We start from the raw sequence: 23,384 nt of genomic DNA on the forward strand, positions 1-23,384 counted from the left end.
ATCGCCTCCTGAATACCGGGTGAATCACATCACCCGGCGTGGTGGTCAGAGCATCAGTTAGTGGCCGGGCTGCCTTCATCAATCATTTTCTGTACATCAGAAACGGTGAATGAACCCGGTTTTTGCCGTGGAGGGAAATCTTTGAAGCTTTGCAGCATCTCCGCAGCGTATTTCTGCGCCCCGCCCAGCAGGAACAGACGATCATAGAACCAATGGTTGTAATCCATCCCATCGGTGCCTTTTTCCAGCGGATCGATTTTCAGGTCAAAGATCAGCGGTACACGCAGTTTGACGAACGGGTATTTCCACACGTCCATACCGCTATGTTCCTGAATCATGAAGTGCGCCTTCCAGCGACCATAGCGCATCGCGAGCAGATCGCCGTCATCGCTCCAGTAGAAGAACTCTTTACGCGGATCGTCCTGAGTTTTACCCGTGAGGTAATCAAGTTGGTTGTAGCCATCAAGATGCACTTTGTAAGTCATCGCGGTGGTTTTGTAGCCTTTCAGTAACTGCTCTTTGATGTCCGGCACACCCGCAGCGGCCACCAGCGTTGGGAACCAGTCGTTGCTGCCAATGATGTCGTTAACCAGCGTGCCCGGTTTGATGTGCCCCGGCCATTTGATCATCGCCGGTACACGGAAGCCACCTTCCCAACCGGTGTTTTTTTCACCGCGGAATGGCGTGATACCGGCATCCGGCCAGGTGGCGGTCATCGGTCCGTTATCGGTGGTGTAAACCACGATGGTGTTATCTTCGATGCCAAGATCTTTAATCTTCTTCAGCACTTCACCGATGATTTTGTCATGCTCCACCATGCCATCGGCATAATCACCCAATCCGGTCACGCCTTTATCAGCCGGTTTAATGTGGGTTTTATTGTGCATACGCGTGGTGTTGTACCAGGTGAAGAACGGCTTGTTGGCTTTCACCTGTCTTTCCATGAAGTCGTTGTTGGCCGCCAGCGTCTCTTCATCCACCGTTTCCATACGCTTGGTATTCAGCGGTCCGGTATCCTCAATTTTGCCATCCGCGGTGGACTTAATTACGCCGCGCGGGCCGAACTGTTTCTTGTATTCCGGATCTTGCGGATAGTCCGGGTTCTCCGGTTCTTCTTCCGCATTTAAGTGATAAAGGTTGCCCATGAACTCATCGAAGCCATGTGCGGTCGGCAGAAATTCGTTGCGATCGCCAAGATGGTTTTTACCAAACTGGCCGGTGGCATAGCCCAACTGCTTGAGTATGCTGGCGATGGTGGGATCTTCTTTCTGCAATCCTTGCGGCGCGCCAGGCATCCCCACTTTACTCATCCCAGTGCGGAATGGCATTTGTCCGGTGATAAATGATGATCGGCCAGCGGTGGAACTTTGCTCGGCGTAATAGGAAGTGAATTTCGCCCCTTCGGCGGCAATACTGTCGATATTTGGCGTTTGATAACCCAACATTCCCTGGTTATAAGTGCTGAGATTCCAATAGCCAATATCATCACCAAAGATCACCACAATATTGGGTTTGCCCTTATTTTGTTCGGGCGCGGTAGCAGGTTGGCTATTGTCCGGTGCGGCTTGCGCACTGAAAGAGCAACAGGCAACCGAGAGCATTGAGGCTAACATCGTTTTGCAAAAAGGCATTCGAGACATTTTGCACTCCACTTTTTGATAGGCCCTTGAACGGCTGGACTAATAGTTGTCCGCCTGGAAATGGTCATAAACTGCCGATCTCTTCACCTCCTTAGTTAATGAGTTGCACGTTGTTGCTTAAGATAAAATTCAGCGTGGAGAAGTGGCGCATATTGTTTTTTTTGCACACGTCATCCCCTCCGACAGTAAGTCAGATTGAATTTTTCCTGTGTTTGAAACCAACCAGGCTCGGCTGGAAAAGGACTGCGAAATGAGGTCAGAATTATGGAATGGTGAAATGGTGTGGATTAAATAAAACATTTCGCTTTAAACAGTAGTAAAGCCCTTAATCTTCACAAGCTGAAACATATGGACAAATTCGCCAATTCTCAAAATTATGATGTCCATCAAACTTTATCTTTTCGATGTCCCATTTGTTTATTTTTAATTATCAATTTGATTTAAATCTGTATTTTTTATTTAGCTGTTAATAAAAATCACTCTGAATAAAACTTAATATGAAAAAATAAAATCGCGTTGGCATGCATCTCTTGCCTGTTTTCGGATTTTACTGAGCAGTAATCCAGTCACTTCTGGGCAAGCCTCATTTCGGTGCAGCTCGCACCGAATTAACGCAGCAACATCCGATTAATCAGCCAAAACTGCTGATTCAGCGCCATTCACAATCTGGCATGCCAATTGCTTTGCTCTCCATACCGCATCCTGCCTCGCAGGAACAGGCGCCGTAGTCTGGTAAGCGGTTTGTGGCTGCATGTCACTCCAATACATCGATTTCAGGCGAAGAAGCCCCACCGGCAATGCTGTCGGCGGGGCTTTTTTTTGGAGTAAAACTATGAGCAAGTTAAAAGCGTGGTTTCAGGGACCGCAAGACATTACCGAAGCGGAAGCGGTAGAAGATTACGCGGTCGGCCGCGTACCAACGCATTATCGCTGGCCGATTCCCGCCATTATTCTGGTGCTGCTCGGCAACTCAACGGCGATGTTCTGGTTCAGCCTCGGTGCAGATATGAGTTACCAGGTCGGCTGGCCGCTGCTGCTGTTGCCGATTGGCTACATGGTGGTTTTCGCCACCATCATTGGTTCCTGCATCATGAAAATGGCCAGCAAAGAGGGTTTATCGCTCAACCTGATGACGCGCGGCTTGGGCTTTGGCTATATGGGATCGGCCTTCACCTCGCTAATCTACGCCATCAACTTCATCTTCTACTTCCTGTTTGAAGGCACCATCGTCTCACATGCGATTGCCAACTATGCTGGCGTGCCGGTTAATTCGGTGGCGGGCATCGCGATATTTGCGTTGATGGGGCTGGCAGCGATTTGGTTCGTGTGGAAAGGCATGTCCTCAATGCAATTCCTGCAAACCTGGGGCGTGCCGATCTTCATCCTGCTGTTTGGCTTCTGCATTTATCAACTGACGCATCATTATCCTTCGGTCGGCTTCAGCGGCTGGCAGCCAAAAGGCGAAGTGGATAGCAACGCGCTGTGGCTGGTGATGAACATGGCAAACGGTCAGATTGTGTTCCAGGGCTTGATGGCAACCGATTATGGCCGCTTCGCGCGTCCGAACATCAGTCACAAAGGCACCGCGACGATTATGCTCGGCATGCTGTTGCCAATCGTGGTGGTGATGTTGTTTGGTGCGTTTATGGCCTACACGCTGATGCCGCACATTGAAGGTGCCGATGTTTGGTCATTGGCGCTCGATCCTGGCTTTGTCTTCCCGCTGATTATTGGCCTGACCGGCGTATTGTTTGCCGTGATCACGCAAATTCGTATCAACGTGCTGAACCTCTATTCCGGTTCAATCGCGTTGTCGAACACTATGGATATGGCGTTCAACTACCGTCCAGGTCGTCAATGGTGGATGCTGCTGGTATGGCTGCTCGGCGTGGTGTTCTACGTCTGCAACATCTTGCAGTACACCGGTACGTTCTTGTCGATTACCGGCATTCTCACTAACACGTGGGTGTTCATTATCCTTGCTGATTACTTCGTATGCCGCAAAGTGCTGCATCTGGCCCCGTCGGATTTCGTTGAGTTCCGCAAAGAGTATCTGCGCATGTGGAATCCCTCTGGCGTGATTGCCTTGTGTGTGGCGGTGGCAATTGGTGCAGCAGGCGTTCTCGGCGCTTATCCAATGGTTTACGCCTCGTTTATCGCCATGCTGGTTGGCCCGGTATTGCACGTGGCGATCAGTGCCGCAACGCGTGGCCGCTACTACTTCAAAACCTTCCCGCAGGATATGCCGACCAACTGGAAACCGTCTGATGCCTATCAAGGGCCAAAACCGGCGTTCAATCGTGTGCTGAGCAAGGAGGCTGAATAATGAGCATCAAAGTCGCTACCATCCAGTTTGAACCGACGCTTTTTCGTAAAGAAGAGAACGTGGCGCGCTTGCTGGCGCTTTCCACCAAAGCTGCACGCGATGGCGCTCGGCTGATCGTGATGCCAGAAATGGCGACGACCGGTTATTGCTGGCAGGATCGCGCGGAAGTTGCCCCATACGTGGAAACCGCTGACGGCCCAACTAGTCAGGCGTTTGCCGCCGTGGCGCGTGAATTTAACTGCTATTTGGTATTCGGCATGCCAGAACGTGACGCGGTCACTGATATCTACTACAACAGCGCATTGCTGATCGGCCCGCAAGGGCTGATTGGCGTGCATCGCAAAACCCATCCGTACATTTCCGAACCGAAATGGGCGGCAAACGGCGATTACGGCCATCAAGTATTTGAGACCGAAATCGGCAATATCGCCTTGCTGATCTGCATGGATATTCACTTTATCGAAACCGCGCGTCTCGCAGCGGTGGGCGGCGCGCAGATTATCTGCCACATCAGCAATTGGCTGGCCGAACGTACGCCTGCACCTTACTGGCTCACGCGCGGCTGGGAAAACGGTTGTGCGTTGATTGAAAGTAATCGCTGGGGCTGGGAACGCGGCGTGCAGTTCAGCGGCGGCAGTTGCATCAGCGATAGTCATGGAAAATTACTAGCAAGCTGCGACAGTGGCGATCAGGTGTTAAGTGCCGAGTTGACCTTGCCGCAAGATAATCCGCTACTGAAAAAACGTCGTCCTGAACTGTATCAGCGGCTGATGACCAACACTTTTATGTGGAATCCGCAGGACTTCTTCGGCTTGTACGGCAACGATCCGTTGCCAACTGCCAAAGATTCAACCATCGCAGTGGCGCAATTCCGCCCGGAAAATGATGTTGCCGCCAATCTGCAGCACATCCGCAGCTGGGCTGAACAGGCCAAAGCACGCGGCGTCGAGTTGCTGGTGCTGCCGGAACATGCCTTAACCGGCTACGCAGGCAAAATGAATGCGCTGGCTCTGGATGATGCGCCGATTCAGGCGGTGATCAAACTGGCGATGGAGTTGGATATCGCCTTGGTGGTGGGATTTGCCGAGCGCGCGGGTAACCAGTTTTACAACAGCGTGATACTGGCGAGCAGCGCCGGATTGGGCGCGCATTACCGTCAAATTCACGTTAGCGATGCCGATAAACAGTGGGCCAGCGCGGGCGATCAATGGGTAACCTGCGATCTGCCCTGTGGGCGCGTAGGTTTACTGCTCGGTGAAGATTTGCTGGTGCCGGAAGCGGGACGCATTTTGGCGCTGGAAGGCTGCGATATCATCGCCTGCCCGGCCGCGCTGAATACGCCAACGCCGCTGGCGCATGCAGGCACGGTAATTCCACACAGTTGGCCGATTCCACGCGGTGCCGATCCTTATCATTGGCTGTTGCCGCGCGTGCGCGCCGGAGAAAACAATTTGTGGCTGGCGTTTGCCAATTGGCCCGAAGCGGCAGGTGAAAGTTTTGGGCTAAGTGGCGTATTTGGCCCGGATACCTTCGCCTTCCCGCGTAGCGAAAGCAAAGTGTTGCGTGATGATGGCGTTGCCTGTTTAGCCATGAGTACCGGTTTGGCTGAGAGCGCCTATCCTAATCATGTGGTGCGCCGCAAAGATTTGGTGCTGATGCGTCAACCCCATTTCTACACACCGCTGGTAATGCGCGATCCACAATAACTTGCAGGGTCGCCAATTTTGGCGACCCATTTTATCTACGGAGTTTATATGTCCCCAACCGCGCCGCCGCTTGCCAAAAACGTCATTCCGATTGGCATCCTCTATTCCGTATCCGGCGATTACGCGGTGATCGGCCGTGAAATGCTCAATGGTATTTTGCTGGCAATTGAAGAGATCAACGCCAATCCAGCCTACGGTTTTACGCTGGCGCCCGTGGTGCGCGATCCCGGCGGATCGCTGGATAAATATCATGAATATTGTCACGACCTGCTGCATCGCCACGGCGTGCGTCATCTGATTGGTTGCTACACGTCCGCGTCGCGCAAAACCATTTTACCGCTGGTGGAAGCCGCCAATGCGCTACTGTGGCATCCGGCACGTTATGAGGGGTTCGAAAGCAGCAACAGCGTGATTTATCTTGGTGCCACGCCCAATCAACATGTGATCCCGCTGCTGCGTTGGCTGCTGCAACAGCAAGATGCCGAGATTTATCACGTCGGCTCTAATTATGTTTGGTCGTGGGAAATGGATCGTATCACGCGTGAAGCGGTGATTCCCGCTGGCAGCAGCATGGTGGAAAGCAAACTGTTGCCACTTGGTGAGGAGAACGTTGATGAGGTGATCGCCGATATCCTCGCACGCAAACCGAAAGTGATCCTCAACACCATGGTCGGCAAAAGCGCGTACAGCTTCTATCGCGCGTGGCATCAAGCCAGCCTGCAACAACCGTGGTTGAACCAACCGCTTAAACTCAGCCTGACGTTATGTGAACCGGAAGTGCAGATGATTGGTGCCGCACCGTTGGAAGGTTATCTGGTTTCAGCTAGCTGGTTCCAAAGCATCGACAATGCCGCCAATCGCGAATTTCTGCGCTGCTATCGCCAACGCTTTGGCGATCAGGTGTCACCTTCCGTCGATAGTCAAAGCGCCTGGCTGGCGGGACATTTGCTGGCGCGCGCCATCGCGCGTCACGGCAGTGATGAAGTTGCAGGTGTGCGTCATGCGGTGTTGCAGGATGAGATGGATTCCCCCGCTGGGCCAGTTCACATCGACGCCGATAACAATCACTGCTGGCTCACGCCACATCTGGCGCGCTGTCACAACGGTAAGCTGGAAAGCTTCTGGCAGCAATCCGCGCCGGTGAAACCCGACCCGTGGTTGGCGTGGACCGATATTGATCATTTGGCGGACGGCGGAGAAAGCGCATGAGTCGAAAAAACGTGCAAATGCGCGGACTAAAAGTGTGCGTGATTGGCTGCTCCGAACGCGATAATCAACATTTGGCGCAGCAGTTTGCGCGCATGGGCATTCAAGGTGACTTTCACGCGGAATTTCCCAGCGACGCACAGTTAATCGAGCAGCAACTGTTGGTGTTTGATGGTGATAATCCGGCACTGTTTCACCCGACACACAAGCTGCCGTGGCCGGCGCTGCCGAAAGTGGTGCTCACCGCGATGGAAACGCCGTCGCGCTTACAATGGATCACCGAGCAGAAGATTGACAGCTACATGCGCAAACCGGTGCGTTTCGATGGCGTGATGACCGCATTCACGCTGGCACTCGATAGCGCCGCACGCATCAATCAGTTGGAAGCGCAGTTGAAACGTCAGGAAGAGCGCCTGCGCGCGCGCAAGTTTTTGTTTTCCGCTCAGCTGCGGGTGATGCGCGAATTACAGCTGGAGGAAGACGATGCGTATAACCTGCTGCGCCGCGCGGCGATGGCGCAGCATATGACGATTGAAAACCTCAGTTGCGAGCTGCTTAACGACAGCCAGCCGTGGTTGAATCTATTAAAGTTGCTGCAATCTGAACAGCCGCACCATCCATAGCGGCGCAATTTATTGCGCAATGCCTGGATGGGCTGAATGCCAGGTCAACACAACGCGATAAATCGCGCCGCTACGGTTTCGTGCGCTCATTTAGCTCACGCACATAATCCAGAAACGCCTGTAACGGCGCAGGGATCAGGCGGCGATCGTTGTAATACAACCACAAGCCGGAAAAACTCAGCCACCATTCGGGCAGCAGCGGCTGCAAGCTGCCGTTTTGTAATGCGGGTTTGATCCAATCTTCGAACAGATAGACCACGCCACTTCCGGCAATCGCCGCTTCCACGGTCAAATCCATCGCCGCGCCGATGCTGCATATCAATGGGCCTTTGGGTTGCAGTCGCACCGTTTCCTCGCCACAAGCGAACTCCCATTCCGCCACCACGCCAGTGGCGTAACGTCCATGCAAACAGCGATGCTGCATTAAATCGCGCGGATGTTGTGGCGTGCCGTGTTGCGCCAAATAGTCAGGTGAAGCCGCCAGCGCAAAACGCTGGGTGCGCGGACCAATCGGCAGCGCCACCATATCTTGCTCCAGATGGTCGTCATAACGAATCCCGGCGTCACAGCTGTCGCGGAAAATATCCTGCACGTTGCTTTCTGCGACTATTTCCAACTGGATATCGGGATAACACTGCAAAAATCCCGGCACAATCGCTGGCAACACCAAACGTGCCGCGCTGACCGGCACATTCAAACGTAACGTGCCGCCCGGCGTGTCGCGAAAAGTATTCAGCGCATCCAGTGCAGCATCCACTTCGTTCATCGCTGGCAACAAGCGCGACATCAGCGCCCTGCCAGCTTCGGTCAACGCCACAGTGCGCGTGGTGCGGTTAAACAGCCGCACGCCAAGCTGCTCTTCGGCACGCCGCACCGCATCGCTCATCCGTGAAGGATTACTGCCGGTCATACGCGCCGCTTCACGAAACCCACCGGCTTTCGCTACCGAAACTACCGCATGCAGCAATGCGATATCCAATGCCATTGTTCGCTACCTCGTACACTGTGTCCTGTTTTGTGCGGATAGTTGCACAGCCGTTCAGCGATTACAATCTAACCACACACTGACAAAGGAGCTTCCCATGTCTCATCCCGCATTGACTTACACACTTGGCGATCGCCAGGTTGCACGACTCGGTTACGGTGCCATGCAGCTGGCGGGACCGGGCGTGTTTGGTCCGCCAAAAGATGAAGCCCGCGCATTGCAGGTTTTACGTGATGCGGTTGCCGCAGGCGTCAATCACATTGATACCAGCGATTTTTATGGCCCGCATATCACTAACCAATTGATTAAAAAAGCGCTGCATCCTTACGCCGATGACCTGGTGATCGTGACCAAAGTGGGCGCACGTCGCGATGAAAAAGGCGGCTGGTTACCAGCATTTACCCCGGAAGCGTTGACGCAAGCGGTGGAAGATAACTTGCGCAATCTTGGGCTTGAGGTGATGGAAGTGGTTAATCTGCGTTCCATGCTCGACGTGCACGGCCCGAAAGAAGGTTCGCTGGAGCCGCAGGTTGAAGCGATGATCAAGCTGAAAGAGCGTGGATTGGTGCGCCACATCGGGCTAAGCAACGTTACCGCCAAACAGGTGGCCGATGCGCAAGCCATGACGCCGATTGCCTGCGTGCAAAACCTTTATAATCTCGCCAATCGCCATGATGAAGCGTTGCTTAACCAGTTGGCGGCGCAAGGTATTCCTTACGTGCCGTTCTTCCCGCTCGGCGGTTTTTCTCCTTTGCAGTCGGATCAGTTGACTGACGTCGCGAATGAGCTGAACGCGACGCCGCTGCAAGTGGCACTGGCGTGGCTGCTGCAACGTTCACCGAATATTTTGCTGATTCCGGGCACCTCGTCGCCGGAGCATTTGCAGCAAAACCTGGCGAGCGCGAAGGTGACATTAACGCCTGAAATCGTGCAGCGTTTAGACAGCATCGGACAACCATAAGCTTACCAGGTCACCATAAATGGCGACCCTACGAAAAACGCGTCATTTTGTTGTAGGGTCGCCATTTATGGTGACCTCTTTATCAAATAATCCCTAACTCCGCCAAACATCCTTTCAACGTACCAAACGCATCCTGGCATTGCCGTTCATCAACGCAGGCAAAACCCAGCAGCAGCCCGCGTCGTTCCTGCGGATGCATATAATATTGCGATAGCGGCCGCACCTTCACGCCGCGCCGCAACGCCAATCCTGCCACCGCCACATCGTCACAACCGTTTGGCAGATTCATCACCAAATGCAATCCCGCTTCATGATTCACCAGCGGCAAAAACGCCGCGCCAAGATAGCGTTCAATCAGGCTGATTAAAAAGCGCCGGCGCTGGCTGTAAAGTTTGCGCATGCGCCGCACGTGCGCCATGTAATGCCCTTTCTGGATAAATTCAGCCAACGCACGCTGTACCAACAAATGCCCGCCGCGATACAGTTCTGCGGCCGCCACGCGTAACGGCTGCGCCAGAGTTTTCGGTACCACCAGATAGCCAAGACGCAGCGCCGGATAGAGCGTCTTGCTAAAAGTGCCCATGTAGATCACTGGCGCATTCGGTTCAAAACCTTGCAAAGACGGAAACGGCTGGCCGGAGAAACGAAACTCACTGTCGTAATCGTCTTCCACCAGCCAGGTTTTGTGTTTATGCGCCAAATCCAGCAACTGCTTACGCCGTTCAAGACTAAGATGCACGCCGAGTGGATATTGGTGTGACGGTGTCACAAAAATCATCTTTGGTGCACGACTGCGCGGCGGTAAATCGGGAATTAATCCCTGTTCATCCACCGCAATCGCATTGATTTTCAGCCCATTTATGCGCAGTAAGTTACGCGTCCCCCAATAACCTGGTTCTTCAATCCACACGTGATCGCCGGGATCGCACAACACGCGCGATACCAAATCCACCGCCTGATGAATACCTTCGGTAATGATAATTTGATCGGCATCGGCGCGTACCGAACGTGCCACGCTGAGATATTCCGCCAGCGCCTGGCGCAGTTGTGGGCAACCGCCATTGCTGCTGTAAATCAGCCGTTCAACATCCGGTTCACGGTTCAAACGCGCTTGAATCTGGCTGAACAGTTTATGCGGGAATTGCGTGACATCCGGCGCGCCAGGTACAAATGCGCCCCACTGATACGGCGAAGCATTGGCATGACCGAGCAACGATGCACCGCGTTTGGAGATCGCCGCCGGTTTTGCCGCCAAAGGCGTATTTGCCGCCGGATTACGTGGCGTGTTGAGCGATCCTTCCGGCAAATGTTCCGCAATCCACGTGCCGCTGCCAGTACGAGCTGTAACGTAACCCTGCGCCATCAAATTTTCATACACGTTCAGCACGGTATTGCGTGACACCGCCAGCTCGCGCGCCAAATCACGCGTGGCAGGCAAGCGTGTAGCGCGCGGAAAAATCCCTTCAACGATAGCCGCTTGCATGCAGGCCAACAGACGCTGCTGCAAGGTTCCTTCCGGCATGAACTGCAATCGTTCTAATACATGATCGGCGTACAAACTCCGCAATTGGCTCCATCCTTTTCTCTAAAAGTGGCTCTGGCAACATACCGCAGCGCAGGGATAAATAAGCGTGTTTGTCGCGAATTGTAAAGATGCTTATCGCTAAGGAAAGGTTATGGAAGGTAAAAACAGCCAGTTGCAACAACGCAAAGATGATGCCCTGCCACGCGGTAACGGCAATCTTTGTCAGTGGTACGTAGAGCAGGCAGAAAACGCCACGCTGCGCGATATTGAAGGTAATAGCTGGATTGATTTCGCTGGCGGCATTGCGGTGCTGAACACCGGTCATCGCCATCCGCGCGTAGTGCAGGCGATTGCCGATCAGTTAGCAAAATTTACCCATACTGCGTTCCAGGTGACGCCATACGAAAGCTATGTCGCGCTGGCGGAACGCCTCAATCGCGTGGTGCCAATCGCCGGTAAAGCCAAAACCGCGTTCTTCTCCACTGGCGCAGAAGCGGTGGAAAATGCGGTGAAAGTGGCACGCGCCGCCACACGTCGTCACGGCATCATCACCTTTGGCAACGCCTTTCACGGCCGCACCTTTATGACCATGGCGATGACCGGCAAAGTGGCACCTTACAAACGTGATTTCGGCCCAATGCCCGCTTCGGTATGGCACGCACGTTATCCCAATAGCGTGACGGGTATCAGCACCGACGACGCACTGGCCAGTTTGCAGGACATTTTCACCCAGGACATCGCGCCACAAGACGTTGCCGCAATTGTGCTGGAGCCGGTGCAAGGTGAAGGCGGCTTCCACGTCGCACCGCCGGAATTCTTCAACCGCTTACGCGCACTGGCAGATGAACACGGCATTCTGCTGATCGCCGATGAAGTGCAAACCGGCTTTGCCCGCACCGGCAAGCTGTTTGCTATGGACCATTACGCGGTGAAACCCGATCTCATCACTATGGCGAAAAGCCTGGCGGGCGGCATGCCGCTCTCGGCGGTGAGCGGTCGTGCAGAGATCATGGATGCGCCTGGCCCTGGCGGTTTGGGCGGCACTTATGCCGGCAACCCGCTGGCGATTGCCGCCGCTCACGCGGTGCTGGATGTGATTGAAGACGAAAAGCTGTGTGAACGCTCGGCGCAACTTGGCGCGCAGTTGACTGATTTTTTGCACAGCGCGTGCAGTAATTGTTCAGCGATCACCGATATTCGAGGTCTTGGCTCGATGATCGCGGTGGAATTCGCGTCGGCACAAACCGCGCAAGCCATTCAACAACAAGCGATGGCACGCGGCCTGCTGCTGCTCACCTGTGGCCCGCAAGGCAATGTCATCCGCTTCCTCTATCCGCTCACCATTCCGGATGCGCAATTCGCGCAGGCGCTGGATATCCTCGGCAGCGTGCTGAGCCCGCATTTCGATTCGTAGCGCATTGTCTCACTTCCCAGCTCGCGCGCCGGGCTGGGCTTCTCACCTGTTGCAAACGGGCGGTGTAACACACTGCTTGAGAGACGCTTTGGAGAAATTTTGATGAGTTCACAGAATACTGATGTATTGGCGCAAAGCCTGAAACCGCGTCATGTGCGGATGTTGTCAATTGGTGGTGTGATTGGCGCTGGATTGTTCGTCGGTTCGGGGCATGCGATTGCTGAAGCGGGTCCAGCGGTGTTGCTGGCTTACATCGCCGCCGGTGCGCTGGTGGTGTTGATTATGCGCATGCTGGCCGAAATGGCGGTGGCTGCGCCAGATTCCGGCTCCTTCTCCACCTATGCCGACAAATCACTCGGCCGCTGGGCGGGATTCACCATCGGTTGGCTCTATTGGTGGTTTTGGGTTTTAGTCATTCCACTGGAAGCCAACGCCGCAGGCACCATTTTGCATTCATGGTTTCCGCAAGTGGCGGTGTGGGAGTACACGCTGGCGATCACAACGATCCTCACCATCAGTAACCTGTTCAGCGTGAAGAACTACGGTGAGTTTGAGTTCTGGTTTGCCCTGCTGAAAGTGGTGGCGATTGTGGCATTTCTCTGTGCCGGTAGTTTGGCGGTGTTTGGCTTGATGCCGGGCAGCAGCACGCAAGGAATTTCACATCTGTATGATACGCAAGGTTTCATGCCGAACGGCATCAGCGCGGTGCTGGCGGCGATTCTCACCACCATGTTCTCGTTTATGGGCACCGAGATTGTCACGATTGCCGCCGCCGAATCGCGTGAGCCGAAGAAGCAGATCACCCAAGCCACCAACTCAGTGATTTGGCGTATCGCGCTGTTCTATTTGCTGTCGATCTTTATCGTGGTGGCGTTGGTGCCGTGGAACACACCCTCGCTGATGAAAGCCGGTTCGTACCAAACCGCGATGCAGATGATGAATCTGCCGTATGCCAAGCAGATTGTTGATGTGGTGGTGCTGATTGCGGTGTGCAGCTGTCTCAACTCGGCGTTATATACCGCCTCGCGCATGATTTACTCGCTGTCGCGTCGTCAGGATGCACCTGCCATCGCTTCCCGCACCACGCGCAGCGGCACCCCGTGGGTTGCCGTACTGTTTTCCACCGCCGCCGCATTCCTCGCGGTGATCGCCAACTATTTGGCACCGAGCGCGGTATTTGAGTTCCTGCTCGCCAGTTCCGGCGCGATTGCCCTGCTGGTGTATTTGGTGATTGCCGCGTCGCATTTAGTCCTGCGCAAAAAGCGTGAAGCGCGCGGCGAGAAACTCAGTTACCGCATGTGGCTGTTCCCAGGATTGACGTGGGCAACCATGGTGTTCATCGTCGGCGTGTTGATTGCCATGCTGTTCAATCCACAACACCGCTCAGAGATTATCGCCACCGGTTTGTTGACGCTGGCGGTGATCGTCGCCAGCCAAATTGTGCAGCGCAAACGTGCCACACGTAAAAACGCCGAGATGGTGGCTGTCCGCTCATAACGCAGCAATCCCGGCAAGGATGCCGCGGAATCATTTAATCGTATTGCACGTCGATGCTGATCGCCTCTTCCGGGACGTTAAGCGTCACCACGCATTTTCGCCACACCGGCAAGCCATTGGTCATGTTGTTGTCGATGAAATACTGCTGAAAATCTTTCAGCGCCTCAGACAGATCGCCAATTGCGCGCGCATCGGGTTCAAACCAATCTGGCTCACCCTTTTCATCAATGTAATCGAACTGATATTGCCCGCCATCACCGTCGGTAAATAACTCAGCCTGCACGATCAATTCCCGCGCGCCTTCCGGGCCACAGCTATAGACGATCTGGCCGATACGACGATAAAGGTCTTCATATTGCATAGGTTTTGGGTTCCTCGATTAAATAGAAATCTATATGGGTCATTGACCGCATGTATCGTAGCGGCGCGATTTATCGCGCATCTTCATGGTATTTCGCTGCCCATCCAGGCATTGCGCAATAAATTGCGCCGCTCCGATGCGGTGCGCATTATATTGACTTTAGTCGGCATGATAAGAGAATGATGCTCCTCGAACGGTAATTCGTAAGAAATGGAGTTTATCATCGCCGGTTCATCACGCTTTCTCGCTGCAAAATCAGTCACGCTGCTTACGCTAGGCTTGCTGCTTGCCAGTTGCTCATCGCCGCCGCCAAAATCGCTGGTGACGCCCTTTCCGCCGGTAAGCAAAACGCCGTTGCCCACCAAACCGCTTCCCCGCCAGGAACCGATGCGTGGCGTTTGGCTCACCACGGTTTCGCGCCTCGACTGGCCGCCGATTAACTCAGTGAACGCCAGCCCGGACAATCGCATCCACCAGCAGCAGCAAGCGTTGATCGATAAACTCGATAAACTGAAAAGCCTGGGCATTAACACGGTATTTTTCCAGGTCAAACCCGATGGCACCGCGTTGTGGCACTCCAAAATCCTGCCGTGGTCAGATATGTTGACCGGCAAAATTGGTGAAGATCCCGGCTACGATCCGCTGCAATTTATGCTGGATGAGGCGCATAAACGCGGCATGAAAGTGCATGCATGGCTCAATCCGTATCGCGTCTCCACCAACGTCAAACCGTCCACGGTTAACGCGCTTAATAATACTTTGTCGCTCAATCCTGCCAGCGTGTTTGTGTTACATCGCGACTGGATCCGCACCGCCAGCGACCGCTTTGTGCTCGATCCCGGCATTCCTGCCGCGCGCGATTGGATCACCAGCATCGTGGCTGAAGTGGTGTCACATTACGCCATCGACGGCGTGCAGTTTGATGACTATTTCTACACCGAAACGCCCGATTCAACGCTGAATGACAACGCCACGTTCCGCCAATATGGTCAGGGATTTGCCTCGAAAGCCGACTGGCGTCGCAACAACACCTTGCAGCTGATCGAACAAGTGTCGCGCACCATCAAACAACTCAAACCTAACGTTGAGTTTGGCGTCAGCCCGGCGGGCGTGTGGCGCAATATTTCCCATGATGCTGCCGGTTCCGATACGCGCGGTGCAGCGGCTTACGATGAAGCTTATGCCGATACACGCCGTTGGGTGCAGATGGGCTTACTGGATTACATCGCGCCGCAAATCTATTGGCCATTTGCACGCCAGGCCGCACGTTACGATGTGCTGGCAAACTGGTGGGCGAACGTGGTGAAACCGACGCACACGCGGCTGTATATCGGCGTTGCGCTATATAAAGTCGGCGAAGCCTCGAAAAGCGAGCCGGATTGGACGGTAAATGGCGGCGTGCCCGAACTGAAAAAACAGCTCGATCTCAATGAATCTGTGCCACAAATCAACGGCACGATTTTATTCCGCGAGAATTACCTCAATCAGCCACAAACCCAACAAGCCGTTAATTATCTGCGCAGCCGTTGGGGGAGTTAATTTCATAATAAACGCCAGCAACCCCAGTTGCTGGCTTGATATTTAGATATATGGATTGGTAGCGTCGTTTAATGGAATACTCCACGCCTCACCATTGACGCGCACCTTCAAATACCGGCGCGTGCGATATTTACCGGGTTCATATTCTTCGACTTCCCCTTTAATCACTTCGCCCCGTAATAACAACTCTTTATTGTTGTTATAGCCAAAGCCAACGTCCTTATTTCCGATCCAGTGTTGTTCGAAAGCCACCACTTTTGCCGCATCCAGCGTGGCGCTCTCTTGCGCGGTGCAAGCCGTAAAGCTTTTACGGAAGATAAAGCACAATCCAGCCTGATAACGATCCTTGCCATTGGTGGTGACCAGCGCGGTGGAGAAACCGGTATACGCGGCGATTTTCACATACAACTTGGTTCTGGCACCATTGCCGGAGATATGCACTTTCACTACTGGGCTTGAACCTTCAGCATACCAACTACCAATAGAGTCGCCTTCGGCTCGCGCCTGCAAATAGATATTTGCCGCGCCTTCCGGCGTGCGGAAACTGTAATCAGTTTGCGTTTCACTTTGAGATAAATATTGTGCGGTGCCAACCACACGCACATGTATCTGCGAAGTGGCATCAGAGAAATTAAATTCGCCCACATAAAACCATTTATTGGCATCGGTGCGATTATCCATATGGTGCGGTGAACTAATGAAATCGTAATTTAAGCTTTGAGTAATTACGCCCCAATCCGACAATTCCAGTACGCCACGATCGCCTTCACCAATTAGCTTCCACTCCTCCAAACCATCGGTGCTGTAATCAAATCCGGCGCTCTGGTTGTGAATACTTTTTTGAATTATCGTGGCGCGGCAATAGCCCAATCGTAATGGTTTGGTGGTTGATTCAATTGCCAGCCCTTCAATGACCCATTGGCCATTGGTGAGATCGCCAGCGTAATCCGAATGCTCGATCCAGCCGTTGCGAATAAACGATTGCGTACAGCGCGGCAGGTCGAATACCGGTTTGTTGTTGTAACCAAATTGCAGATTGAAGTTGGAGAGTTCAATCGCGGTGCTATGATCCCACGCACCCGCTTCACGATCCGACCAACGGGCATAAATCAGGCTGTCCTGACAGCAGCGCGAATAAAACTGATCGATTTTACAATCCAGCGTATCAATCAAATCCAATGCTTTACCGCCGAGATAACGGAACTCCATACTACTGACGCGCAGGAATTGGCCGCCTACAATGGTGTTCTTAAAAAATCCCACCGTATTCACCGCCGTGCCGCCATCGCCATCGCCCCACATCGAGCCGCCGGGCCTGTAACTCATCCCTTTAATCACCAGTCCGGATATTTCCGCGTAACGCGCCTGAACTTTAAAGAAGTGCTCACCACGCGGTTGAGTTGCCCAGTTAAATACCAGCGTGGTGGTGGGGAAATAACCAAAGGTGACGGCGGCGCCAGAAACCTTAAAGCGATTGATCTCTTTGGCTGAGATATCAAAGGTCGACATGCTGAATACGCCTGCTGTGAAGCGTATTCCAGCTGCAGGTAATACGCGCTGCGACCATGTATACATACGTTTAACCGCTTCGATGCAATCGGTTTTACCATCAGGCACCGCACCAAAATCCAGTACGGTAACCGAGTTATAATCCAACACCACACGTTTCCAGCGCTTTCCTCTCGGTGTAACAAAAACCAGTCCACCATCATCCACCGAAGTGGTATCAGTAGCGTCATGCACAAACACGCCACCGCCAGCCTTAGTACCGCGCGTGTATTCCAGCACCGTGGCCAGTTCTCCGCCCACGGAAGGTTCTGTCGCTTTAAGCGTCGCGACATCGGTAATTTGGATAACGGGCGCGGTGGCGGCAACGGCATTTTGTGGCGTAGGATTCACATTGTTGGAAGCGTTGGTCATAGTTTTACCCCGGAAATGATAAGAGAAGTAACTGCCACATCGAGTATAAGTAACTGATAATTAATGTGTTGAGGAGTGCCAGTCATAATTACGGGTTAAAATTGACTCGATAAAGATATGCCAAAGTAACGTGATGATTAACGGTTAAAAGCGCAGCGGGAGCGCTAATTTTTACAGAGTTTTCGCAGGCAAGTTATTGCTAAAGCTGGATCGACTTACGCGGGGGAAATGGCTTGGGAAAAGGAAACAGCTTAACGCGGGAATACAATAATCTCGCGAATAATTAAGGCGTTGCGTGTTTTTTGTTTAGCCAAAATTTGCATAAGGCCAGTAACCACGAGTTACTGGCCTTGCTAGATTAAAACGTGGCATTAACCCCGACGTTCCAGGTGACCTGATGATAATCACTGTTGCCGCCGACCGCCGAAACCCCAGCAAACGCATTCACCGTTTCACCCAGCGGCACGTTGGCACCCACCGACATATCCAGCCAGTTCTTATCCCCGGCTTCGATACTGCGTTCAAACGAGGTTTGGGTGGATTTCAATCCGGCGCGCACCGTCGAATCGGTATCACCAAATTGGTGGTTATAACTGATCTGCGCCCACGGATTAATCAGCCACTGTTTGCTATCAACACGCCAGCCCACCGAACCAATTTGCGAATGGGTGGTTTGATCGGAATAGCGCATCGAGGTACTGCTGTCGCCGTTCTCGTGATAGCCGCCGACGCGCCCGTAATCCAGCGCATAGCTGGCAACGGGGCCGGTGCTCAAGTGATCGCCAAGTGGCAGCGTCCAACCGGTTTGTAGCCGCATGCCGAGCAATTTACCGCTGGTATTGCCCTGCTCGGTGCGTGTCGCCGGGCCGATGTGGATATCACGCTCGATGCTGTCGAAATCGAGATCGGCATAGTGCAGATCGGCGTTGATCCAACCCTGATCAAATACCGTTAACTGGCTATAAAGCGCCACTAAATTGCCGCGCAGTTTGTAATCGTAATTCGACGACGGTTCCTGACGCTGATTGCTGTTGGAGAACAGCACGCCGGTTTGCCAGTTATCGGTGAGCTGATAGCCAATACCCAGCGTGAGATTGGCGCTGTTGGCGTTGCCATTGTTCCAGGCATCGCCTTGATAATCCACATGCTGCCCGGCATAACCGCCGAATACGGTGAATTGTCCAGCGCTGGCTGGTTGCTGACGCTGCTGCTGCAAATGGCCATCCAGCGTGTTTTGCATATCACGCGTCATCATCAATGGCGCTTTCGACAATGCCGCCACTTGCGCCGGTGCATCCAGAATTGACTGAATGTAATCGGCAATCATCGCATGCACCGCTGGACTTGGATGCAAGCGGTCAGCGAACAGATAATCCTGCGCGGTTGAGAAGCCCGGCGTGCTGGATTGGCATTCATCTGCCGAGGTGCCAATCGGGCACGCAATGCCGATGGTGTTGCTTAAACCGTATTGCGTTGGATTGGCGATCACTTCGCTGAATAATCCGGCGATATCGACGCGCACGATATTGCCGTTGAGCGTTGCCAGCCCGGCTTCTTCCTGCTGGTTGTAGCCATCGGACAATGCAGTTACCTGCTGACTGAGTTTCTGCCAGGCCGCATAAAGCTGCTGCGCCAGCGCATCGCGCACCGCCGGAACCGTTGATACCACGCCCGCCGCCTGAGTAAATGCATCCTGCACCGCTTGTTGGCGTGCTGCCGCATCCGGCGTGGTAACGCTATCCAGCGACTGGAAGGCCGCCACCATCGCTGGCGTCGCTGCCGTGCCCAGTGCACGCAGCACCGTCTGAATCATATACGGCGTCGATCCGAGCTGCGGCACGGTCGGCACAATCACCGCACCCGCTCCGGCGTCTAACAAGGTTTTGATTTGCGCTACGCTGGCGTTCGCACTGTTGCCGATGGTTTCGGTGGCTGTCAGCGGATTGGTTACCGCCGCCGCGATGTCATTGGCACCAACCCAATGAATATACAATCCGTTACTATCGGCACGCCCGCCGGTGGATTGCAGGTAACTGGCAAGTTGATCCTGGGTATTTAAATCAGGATCGAGTTTTGGTACCGACACTGCACCGCCCTGCGCGTAGTTACTGCCGCCTTGCGAAGAACGCTGTAAATCTTGCCCTAAATGGGCGGCGAGAATTTCGTCGTAAAGCGGATGTTGCGCACCATCGAAGGTGAAGCGTCCGACATTGCCGCTGTCGCTCAGGCTATCGCCAAAAACGGTCAAACTGTCCCATGCCGCTGCGGGCAGCGGCGTGAGTAATGCGGTGCAGGTGGCAAGCGCCACGGCCGAAAGCGCGGATTGGTGTTTTTTCATCATCAACTCCATGAAAATGGCATGCGCCTGTCACAGCAGCAACGCACGCCAGAAAATTCGCATCAGCGATGCGGAAAGAAACAAGGTGTTAACAAGGACGCTTTAAGGTTTAGTCAGGAAGGCGGAGGAATACCAGCAACGGCAGCCAATTTAGGGGAAAATCATTAAAAAAGTTAACCATCGCTGCGCTTAATCCAATACCGTCGCAGCATGAATGTGGTGGAGTACTAATCCGAGTCATGTTCCATTTTGTGATCCATATTGTAGTACAATGTTAATTAATCGTACTACAATCATTTCTTATGTTAACGCTTCATCGCGTACATCAGCCCCATTTAATACATAGCCCTAAATAAAATAAAAAAATTATATTGCCCGGCTTTTTATCCGGCCAGGTATTTTGCTGTTTCAATCTGGCAAGTAAATAACTGAGGTCACTATGATTAGCTCCGATTTAAACAGTTCGACGCTAAGTAAGTTAAATAGCCGGATTATTCCCTTTATTGTCATCTGCTATTTTGTCGCCAATCTGGATAAAACCAATATATCGATTGCGGCGTTACAGATGAATGCCGATCTGGGTTTATCCGCCAGTATGTATGGCTTGGGCGTCGGCATGTTTTATATTTCGTATATTCTGTTCGAAATTCCCAGCAACGTCATCATGACCAAAGTTGGCGCGCGACGTTGGATCGCCCGCATCATGATCACGTGGGGAATCGTCAGCATGGGCATGGCGTGGGTTCAAAGCGCCAACCAACTCTACATCATGCGGTTTTTACTCGGCATGGCCGAAGCAGGATTCGCGCCTGGCATTATCTACTACATCTCCTGCTGGTTTCCCAAAAGTCATCGCGCACGTGCTATGTCATTCTTTTATATGGGTTCGGTAGCGGCATCGATCATCGGCCTGCCGATTTCAGGTGCCATTTTGAATATGCACGGCTTGGCTGAGGTTGCAGGTTGGCGCTGGTTGTTTGTACTGGAAGGCATTCCGGCAGTGATTCTCGGTTGCCTGGTGCTGTGGCGTTTACCAGACACGCCGGAGCATGCACCTTGGTTATCTCCGCAACAGAAATCCTGGCTGCGCCAGCGCCTGCATCAGGACAATGCTGGCGTCGAAATTGGCAAACATCATTCCTGGATCAGTGCGCTGAAAGATAAAACCGTGCTGCTGCTGAGTTTAGTGTGGTTCCTGCAAGCTTTTGGTTCGATTGGCATCACCTTATTTATGCCGTTGATTATTAAAAGCATGGCGGAGGATCAAAGCAATATGGTGATTAGCCTGCTTTCGGCGTTGCCGTTCGTGCTCGCCTGTTTATTCATGTATTTAAATGGTCGCCATTCCGATAAAACCCGCGAGCGCAGTTGGCACTTAGGTTTGCCGCTGATTATTTCCGGGCTTGCGCTGGCAGCCGCCATTTATGTGGGAAATTTATGGGTCGCCTATATTCTATTGGTACTGACTATCGGTTTTAACTTTGCGCTAACGCCAATTTTCTGGGCAGTTACCACAGAAAAATTGGCTGGTGTGGCTGCTGCCGCCTCCATCGCTTTTATCAATACGGTGGCAAATTTTGTTGGGCTCGGATTACCGCCGATACTGGGAAAAATCAAAGATGTGACCCACAGTTATCACTACGGTTTATTGATCGTAGCGGTGGCACTGATTATCGGCGGCGTTCTGGGCATCATTGTCTCGCGCCCCAGAAAAGACGCGTTGCCAGCCATGACGCGGCCGGAATCAGGTCACTAATTGCTCTTGTTGCATTTTAATTAAATGTTTCAACATCAGCGCCGATAATGGATCAGAATCACTTAAGCTCGGATCCTCACCGGTCCGGGCTTTAACAACATCAGGCAGCAATTAAAACCATGACATCCCGGCCTGCGCATCGCCTTGTGCAGAGAGACACCTTTAGAGTGGACGGCTACGGGAAATAACGCGCAACAGTACAGGTAGGCTCATTGCCCTGCTGAGCGCCTTTATGTTCAATGACATAATAATCGCCTGAGGCTTCCCATGTTTGGTGTGAAAAAGTCGAGTCTTTCGTTGTCGTTTCATAAAAACGGCGATGTTGCCAAAGATATCAATGCGATCAAACAACATGTTGCATGGATTGAGTTTTCGCCCAGCGGCGAGATTCTCACTGCCAATTCCCTGTTCCTGGAAACCACCGGCTATCAGCTGAATGAGATTCAGGGCAAGCATCACCGCATCTTTTGTAGCCCGCAATATAGCCAATCTTCCGATTATTACGCCTTCTGGCAAAAGCTGGCGTCGGGCGAATCGGTCACCGGCATTTTCGAACGCTTTAACAAGCAGCGTGAACGCTTCTATCTTAGCGCCACCTATTTCCCGGTGAGCGATGACAAAGGCCACGTGTATAAAGTGATTAAAGTGGCATCGGATATCACCGAACGTCATCAGGAACTGGAACATAAAGAAGCGGTGATCACCGCGCTCGATCGCTCTATGGCAGTGATTGAATTCACGCCAGATGGCCAAATCATCAGCGCCAACGATAACTTCCTTAAGCATATGGGATATCAGCTATCGTCCATCGTTGGCCAGCATCACCGTATTTTCTGCTACGACAATTTTTACCGCGAGAATCCCGACTTTTGGCGCAAGATCGGCAACGGCCAGCACTTTGTGGGCCGTTTTGAGCGTAAAACCGCGGGTGGCGAACGCATTTGGTTAGAAGCCAGCTACAACCCGGTTTATAACGCCGAGGGCAAAGTCTACAAAGTGATTAAGATTGCCTCGGATATCACCGCGCGCGTCGAAGCGGCGAAACGTGTGGCTGATATCGCGCTCACTACCTCGGAACAAACCTCACAAATCACTGACAACGCCAACGAAGTGCTGGATGAAACCATCCGCAATTCCGGTATTGTCGCGGTTCAGGTCAATGCTGCCACAGCGATTGGCGCGGAGTTGAATACCTCGGCGAAAAGCATCAGCGAAGTGGTGGAAACCATCAATCTGATTGCCTCGCAAACCAATATTCTGGCGCTGAACGCGGCGATTGAATCAGCGCGCGCAGGTGAAGCCGGTCGTGGATTTAGCGTGGTGGCGGGTGAAGTGCGACGTCTGGCGGCATCAACTTCCAGCGCGACGAAACAGATCACGCAAGTGGTGGAGCACAACGCGCAATTAATCGCCCAGATGGAACAGCAGCTAAATGAAGTGAAGCAGTTCGTGGTGACCGAGCAGGATAAAATCAGCGTGCTGTCACGCAGCCTGCGAGAAATCAACAGCGGCGTGCATGAGTTTGTGAACGTGATTCACCGCTTGGATGTGTGAAGATTTGCCCGGTGCGCATCATGGCGCACCGGG

The 23,384-nt window shown here is 53.0% G+C and carries 16 protein-coding genes; 10 read left to right on the forward strand and 6 right to left on the reverse strand.

Features of this window, described 5'->3' with window-relative positions; translation table 11 throughout:
• Window positions 1-53 precede the first annotated feature (53 nt).
• A complete protein-coding gene (locus ABDW13_RS00200) occupies window positions 54-1,640 on the reverse strand; it encodes an arylsulfatase (RefSeq protein WP_343550352.1) in 1,587 nt (528 codons plus the stop codon).
• Window positions 1,641-2,472: 832 nt separating this feature from the next.
• Between ABDW13_RS00200 and ABDW13_RS00205 the strand changes: the two genes are divergently transcribed.
• The 4 genes from ABDW13_RS00205 to ABDW13_RS00220 are packed head-to-tail and all read left to right on the forward strand — an operon-like array spanning window position 2,473 to window position 7,501.
• The gene (locus ABDW13_RS00205; RefSeq protein ID WP_343550353.1) at window positions 2,473-3,966 is read left to right on the forward strand and encodes a cytosine permease; all 1,494 of its coding nucleotides are present in this window, start codon (window positions 2,473-2,475) and stop codon (window positions 3,964-3,966) included.
• The gene (locus ABDW13_RS00210) at window positions 3,966-5,672 is read left to right on the forward strand and encodes a nitrilase-related carbon-nitrogen hydrolase (RefSeq protein WP_343550354.1); all 1,707 of its coding nucleotides are present in this window, start codon (window positions 3,966-3,968) and stop codon (window positions 5,670-5,672) included. The genes ABDW13_RS00205 and ABDW13_RS00210 overlap by 1 nt, the downstream gene beginning before the upstream one ends.
• A 48-nt stretch (window positions 5,673-5,720) precedes the next feature.
• Window positions 5,721-6,881 (forward strand): transporter substrate-binding domain-containing protein, encoded by a 1,161-nt coding sequence (locus ABDW13_RS00215; protein WP_343550355.1) that lies wholly within the window; start codon window positions 5,721-5,723, stop codon window positions 6,879-6,881.
• On the forward strand, window positions 6,878-7,501 hold the full coding sequence (locus tag ABDW13_RS00220) for an ANTAR domain-containing protein (RefSeq protein WP_343550356.1): 624 nt from the start codon (window positions 6,878-6,880) through the stop codon (window positions 7,499-7,501). The genes ABDW13_RS00215 and ABDW13_RS00220 overlap by 4 nt, the downstream gene beginning before the upstream one ends.
• A gap of 70 nt (window positions 7,502-7,571) precedes the next feature.
• Here ABDW13_RS00220 and ABDW13_RS00225 read toward each other — a convergent pair whose 3' ends face one another.
• A complete protein-coding gene (locus tag ABDW13_RS00225; RefSeq protein WP_343550357.1) occupies window positions 7,572-8,486 on the reverse strand; it encodes a LysR family transcriptional regulator in 915 nt (304 codons plus the stop codon).
• Window positions 8,487-8,583: 97 nt separating this feature from the next.
• On the opposite strand from ABDW13_RS00225, the gene ABDW13_RS00230 reads away from it, so the two are divergent.
• A complete protein-coding gene (locus ABDW13_RS00230) occupies window positions 8,584-9,447 on the forward strand; it encodes an aldo/keto reductase family oxidoreductase (RefSeq protein WP_343550358.1) in 864 nt (287 codons plus the stop codon).
• An 82-nt stretch (window positions 9,448-9,529) separates the two neighbouring features.
• On the opposite strand, the gene ABDW13_RS00235 is transcribed toward ABDW13_RS00230, so the two are convergent.
• Window positions 9,530-11,014, reverse strand: a complete 1,485-nt coding sequence (locus ABDW13_RS00235; protein ID WP_343550359.1) for a PLP-dependent aminotransferase family protein — start codon at window positions 11,012-11,014, stop codon at window positions 9,530-9,532.
• Between the two features lie 109 nt (window positions 11,015-11,123).
• On the opposite strand from ABDW13_RS00235, the gene gabT reads away from it, so the two are divergent.
• Both gabT and gabP read left to right on the forward strand, forming a co-directional pair.
• Window positions 11,124-12,386, forward strand: coding sequence for a 4-aminobutyrate--2-oxoglutarate transaminase (gene gabT / locus ABDW13_RS00240; RefSeq protein ID WP_343550360.1), 1,263 nt, complete (start codon window positions 11,124-11,126; stop codon window positions 12,384-12,386).
• A gap of 102 nt (window positions 12,387-12,488) precedes the next feature.
• Window positions 12,489-13,883 (forward strand): GABA permease, encoded by a 1,395-nt coding sequence (gene gabP, locus ABDW13_RS00245; RefSeq protein WP_343550361.1) that lies wholly within the window; start codon window positions 12,489-12,491, stop codon window positions 13,881-13,883.
• Between the two features lie 34 nt (window positions 13,884-13,917).
• On the opposite strand, the gene ABDW13_RS00250 is transcribed toward gabP, so the two are convergent.
• On the reverse strand, window positions 13,918-14,244 hold the full coding sequence (locus ABDW13_RS00250; RefSeq protein ID WP_343550362.1) for a hypothetical protein: 327 nt from the start codon (window positions 14,242-14,244) through the stop codon (window positions 13,918-13,920).
• Between the two features lie 210 nt (window positions 14,245-14,454).
• Between ABDW13_RS00250 and ABDW13_RS00255 the strand changes: the two genes are divergently transcribed.
• Window positions 14,455-15,783, forward strand: coding sequence for a glycoside hydrolase family 10 protein (locus ABDW13_RS00255; protein ID WP_343550363.1), 1,329 nt, complete (start codon window positions 14,455-14,457; stop codon window positions 15,781-15,783).
• Window positions 15,784-15,825: 42 nt separating this feature from the next.
• On the opposite strand, the gene ABDW13_RS00260 is transcribed toward ABDW13_RS00255, so the two are convergent.
• On the reverse strand, window positions 15,826-17,703 hold the full coding sequence (locus ABDW13_RS00260) for a hypothetical protein (RefSeq protein WP_343550364.1): 1,878 nt from the start codon (window positions 17,701-17,703) through the stop codon (window positions 15,826-15,828).
• Between the two features lie 358 nt (window positions 17,704-18,061).
• Window positions 18,062-20,041, reverse strand: coding sequence for an autotransporter domain-containing protein (locus ABDW13_RS00265; protein ID WP_343550365.1), 1,980 nt, complete (start codon window positions 20,039-20,041; stop codon window positions 18,062-18,064).
• 442 nt (window positions 20,042-20,483) lie between these two features.
• On the opposite strand from ABDW13_RS00265, the gene ABDW13_RS00270 reads away from it, so the two are divergent.
• Both ABDW13_RS00270 and ABDW13_RS00275 read left to right on the forward strand, forming a co-directional pair.
• The gene (locus ABDW13_RS00270; RefSeq protein ID WP_343550648.1) at window positions 20,484-21,797 is read left to right on the forward strand and encodes an MFS transporter; all 1,314 of its coding nucleotides are present in this window, start codon (window positions 20,484-20,486) and stop codon (window positions 21,795-21,797) included.
• A 267-nt stretch (window positions 21,798-22,064) separates the two neighbouring features.
• Complete coding sequence (locus tag ABDW13_RS00275; RefSeq protein ID WP_343550366.1) at window positions 22,065-23,351, forward strand: PAS domain-containing methyl-accepting chemotaxis protein; 1,287 nt, start codon at window positions 22,065-22,067, stop codon at window positions 23,349-23,351.
• Window positions 23,352-23,384 lie beyond the last annotated feature (33 nt).

Origin of the sequence: Pantoea sp. (assembly GCF_039594315.1) — a bacterium.
In the GTDB taxonomy this organism is placed as follows: Bacteria; Pseudomonadota; Gammaproteobacteria; order Enterobacterales; family Enterobacteriaceae; genus Pantoea.

Bases quoted from the DNA above. Each gene is read 5' to 3' on its own strand.
- ABDW13_RS00200 (WP_343550352.1), bottom strand. From the start codon at position 1,640: ATGTCTCGAATGCCTTTTTGCAAAACGATGTTAGCCTCAATGCTCTCG.
- ABDW13_RS00205 (WP_343550353.1), top strand. From the start codon at position 2,473: ATGAGCAAGTTAAAAGCGTGGTTTCAGGGACCGCAAGACATTACCGAA.
- ABDW13_RS00210 (WP_343550354.1), top strand. From the start codon at position 3,966: ATGAGCATCAAAGTCGCTACCATCCAGTTTGAACCGACGCTTTTTCGT.
- ABDW13_RS00215 (WP_343550355.1), top strand. From the start codon at position 5,721: ATGTCCCCAACCGCGCCGCCGCTTGCCAAAAACGTCATTCCGATTGGC.
- ABDW13_RS00220 (WP_343550356.1), top strand. From the start codon at position 6,878: ATGAGTCGAAAAAACGTGCAAATGCGCGGACTAAAAGTGTGCGTGATT.
- ABDW13_RS00225 (WP_343550357.1), bottom strand. From the start codon at position 8,486: ATGGCATTGGATATCGCATTGCTGCATGCGGTAGTTTCGGTAGCGAAA.
- ABDW13_RS00230 (WP_343550358.1), top strand. From the start codon at position 8,584: ATGTCTCATCCCGCATTGACTTACACACTTGGCGATCGCCAGGTTGCA.
- gabT (WP_343550360.1), top strand. From the start codon at position 11,124: ATGGAAGGTAAAAACAGCCAGTTGCAACAACGCAAAGATGATGCCCTG.
- gabP (WP_343550361.1), top strand. From the start codon at position 12,489: ATGAGTTCACAGAATACTGATGTATTGGCGCAAAGCCTGAAACCGCGT.
- ABDW13_RS00250 (WP_343550362.1), bottom strand. From the start codon at position 14,244: ATGCAATATGAAGACCTTTATCGTCGTATCGGCCAGATCGTCTATAGC.
- ABDW13_RS00255 (WP_343550363.1), top strand. From the start codon at position 14,455: ATGGAGTTTATCATCGCCGGTTCATCACGCTTTCTCGCTGCAAAATCA.
- ABDW13_RS00260 (WP_343550364.1), bottom strand. From the start codon at position 17,703: ATGACCAACGCTTCCAACAATGTGAATCCTACGCCACAAAATGCCGTT.
- ABDW13_RS00265 (WP_343550365.1), bottom strand. From the start codon at position 20,041: ATGAAAAAACACCAATCCGCGCTTTCGGCCGTGGCGCTTGCCACCTGC.
- ABDW13_RS00275 (WP_343550366.1), top strand. From the start codon at position 22,065: ATGTTTGGTGTGAAAAAGTCGAGTCTTTCGTTGTCGTTTCATAAAAAC.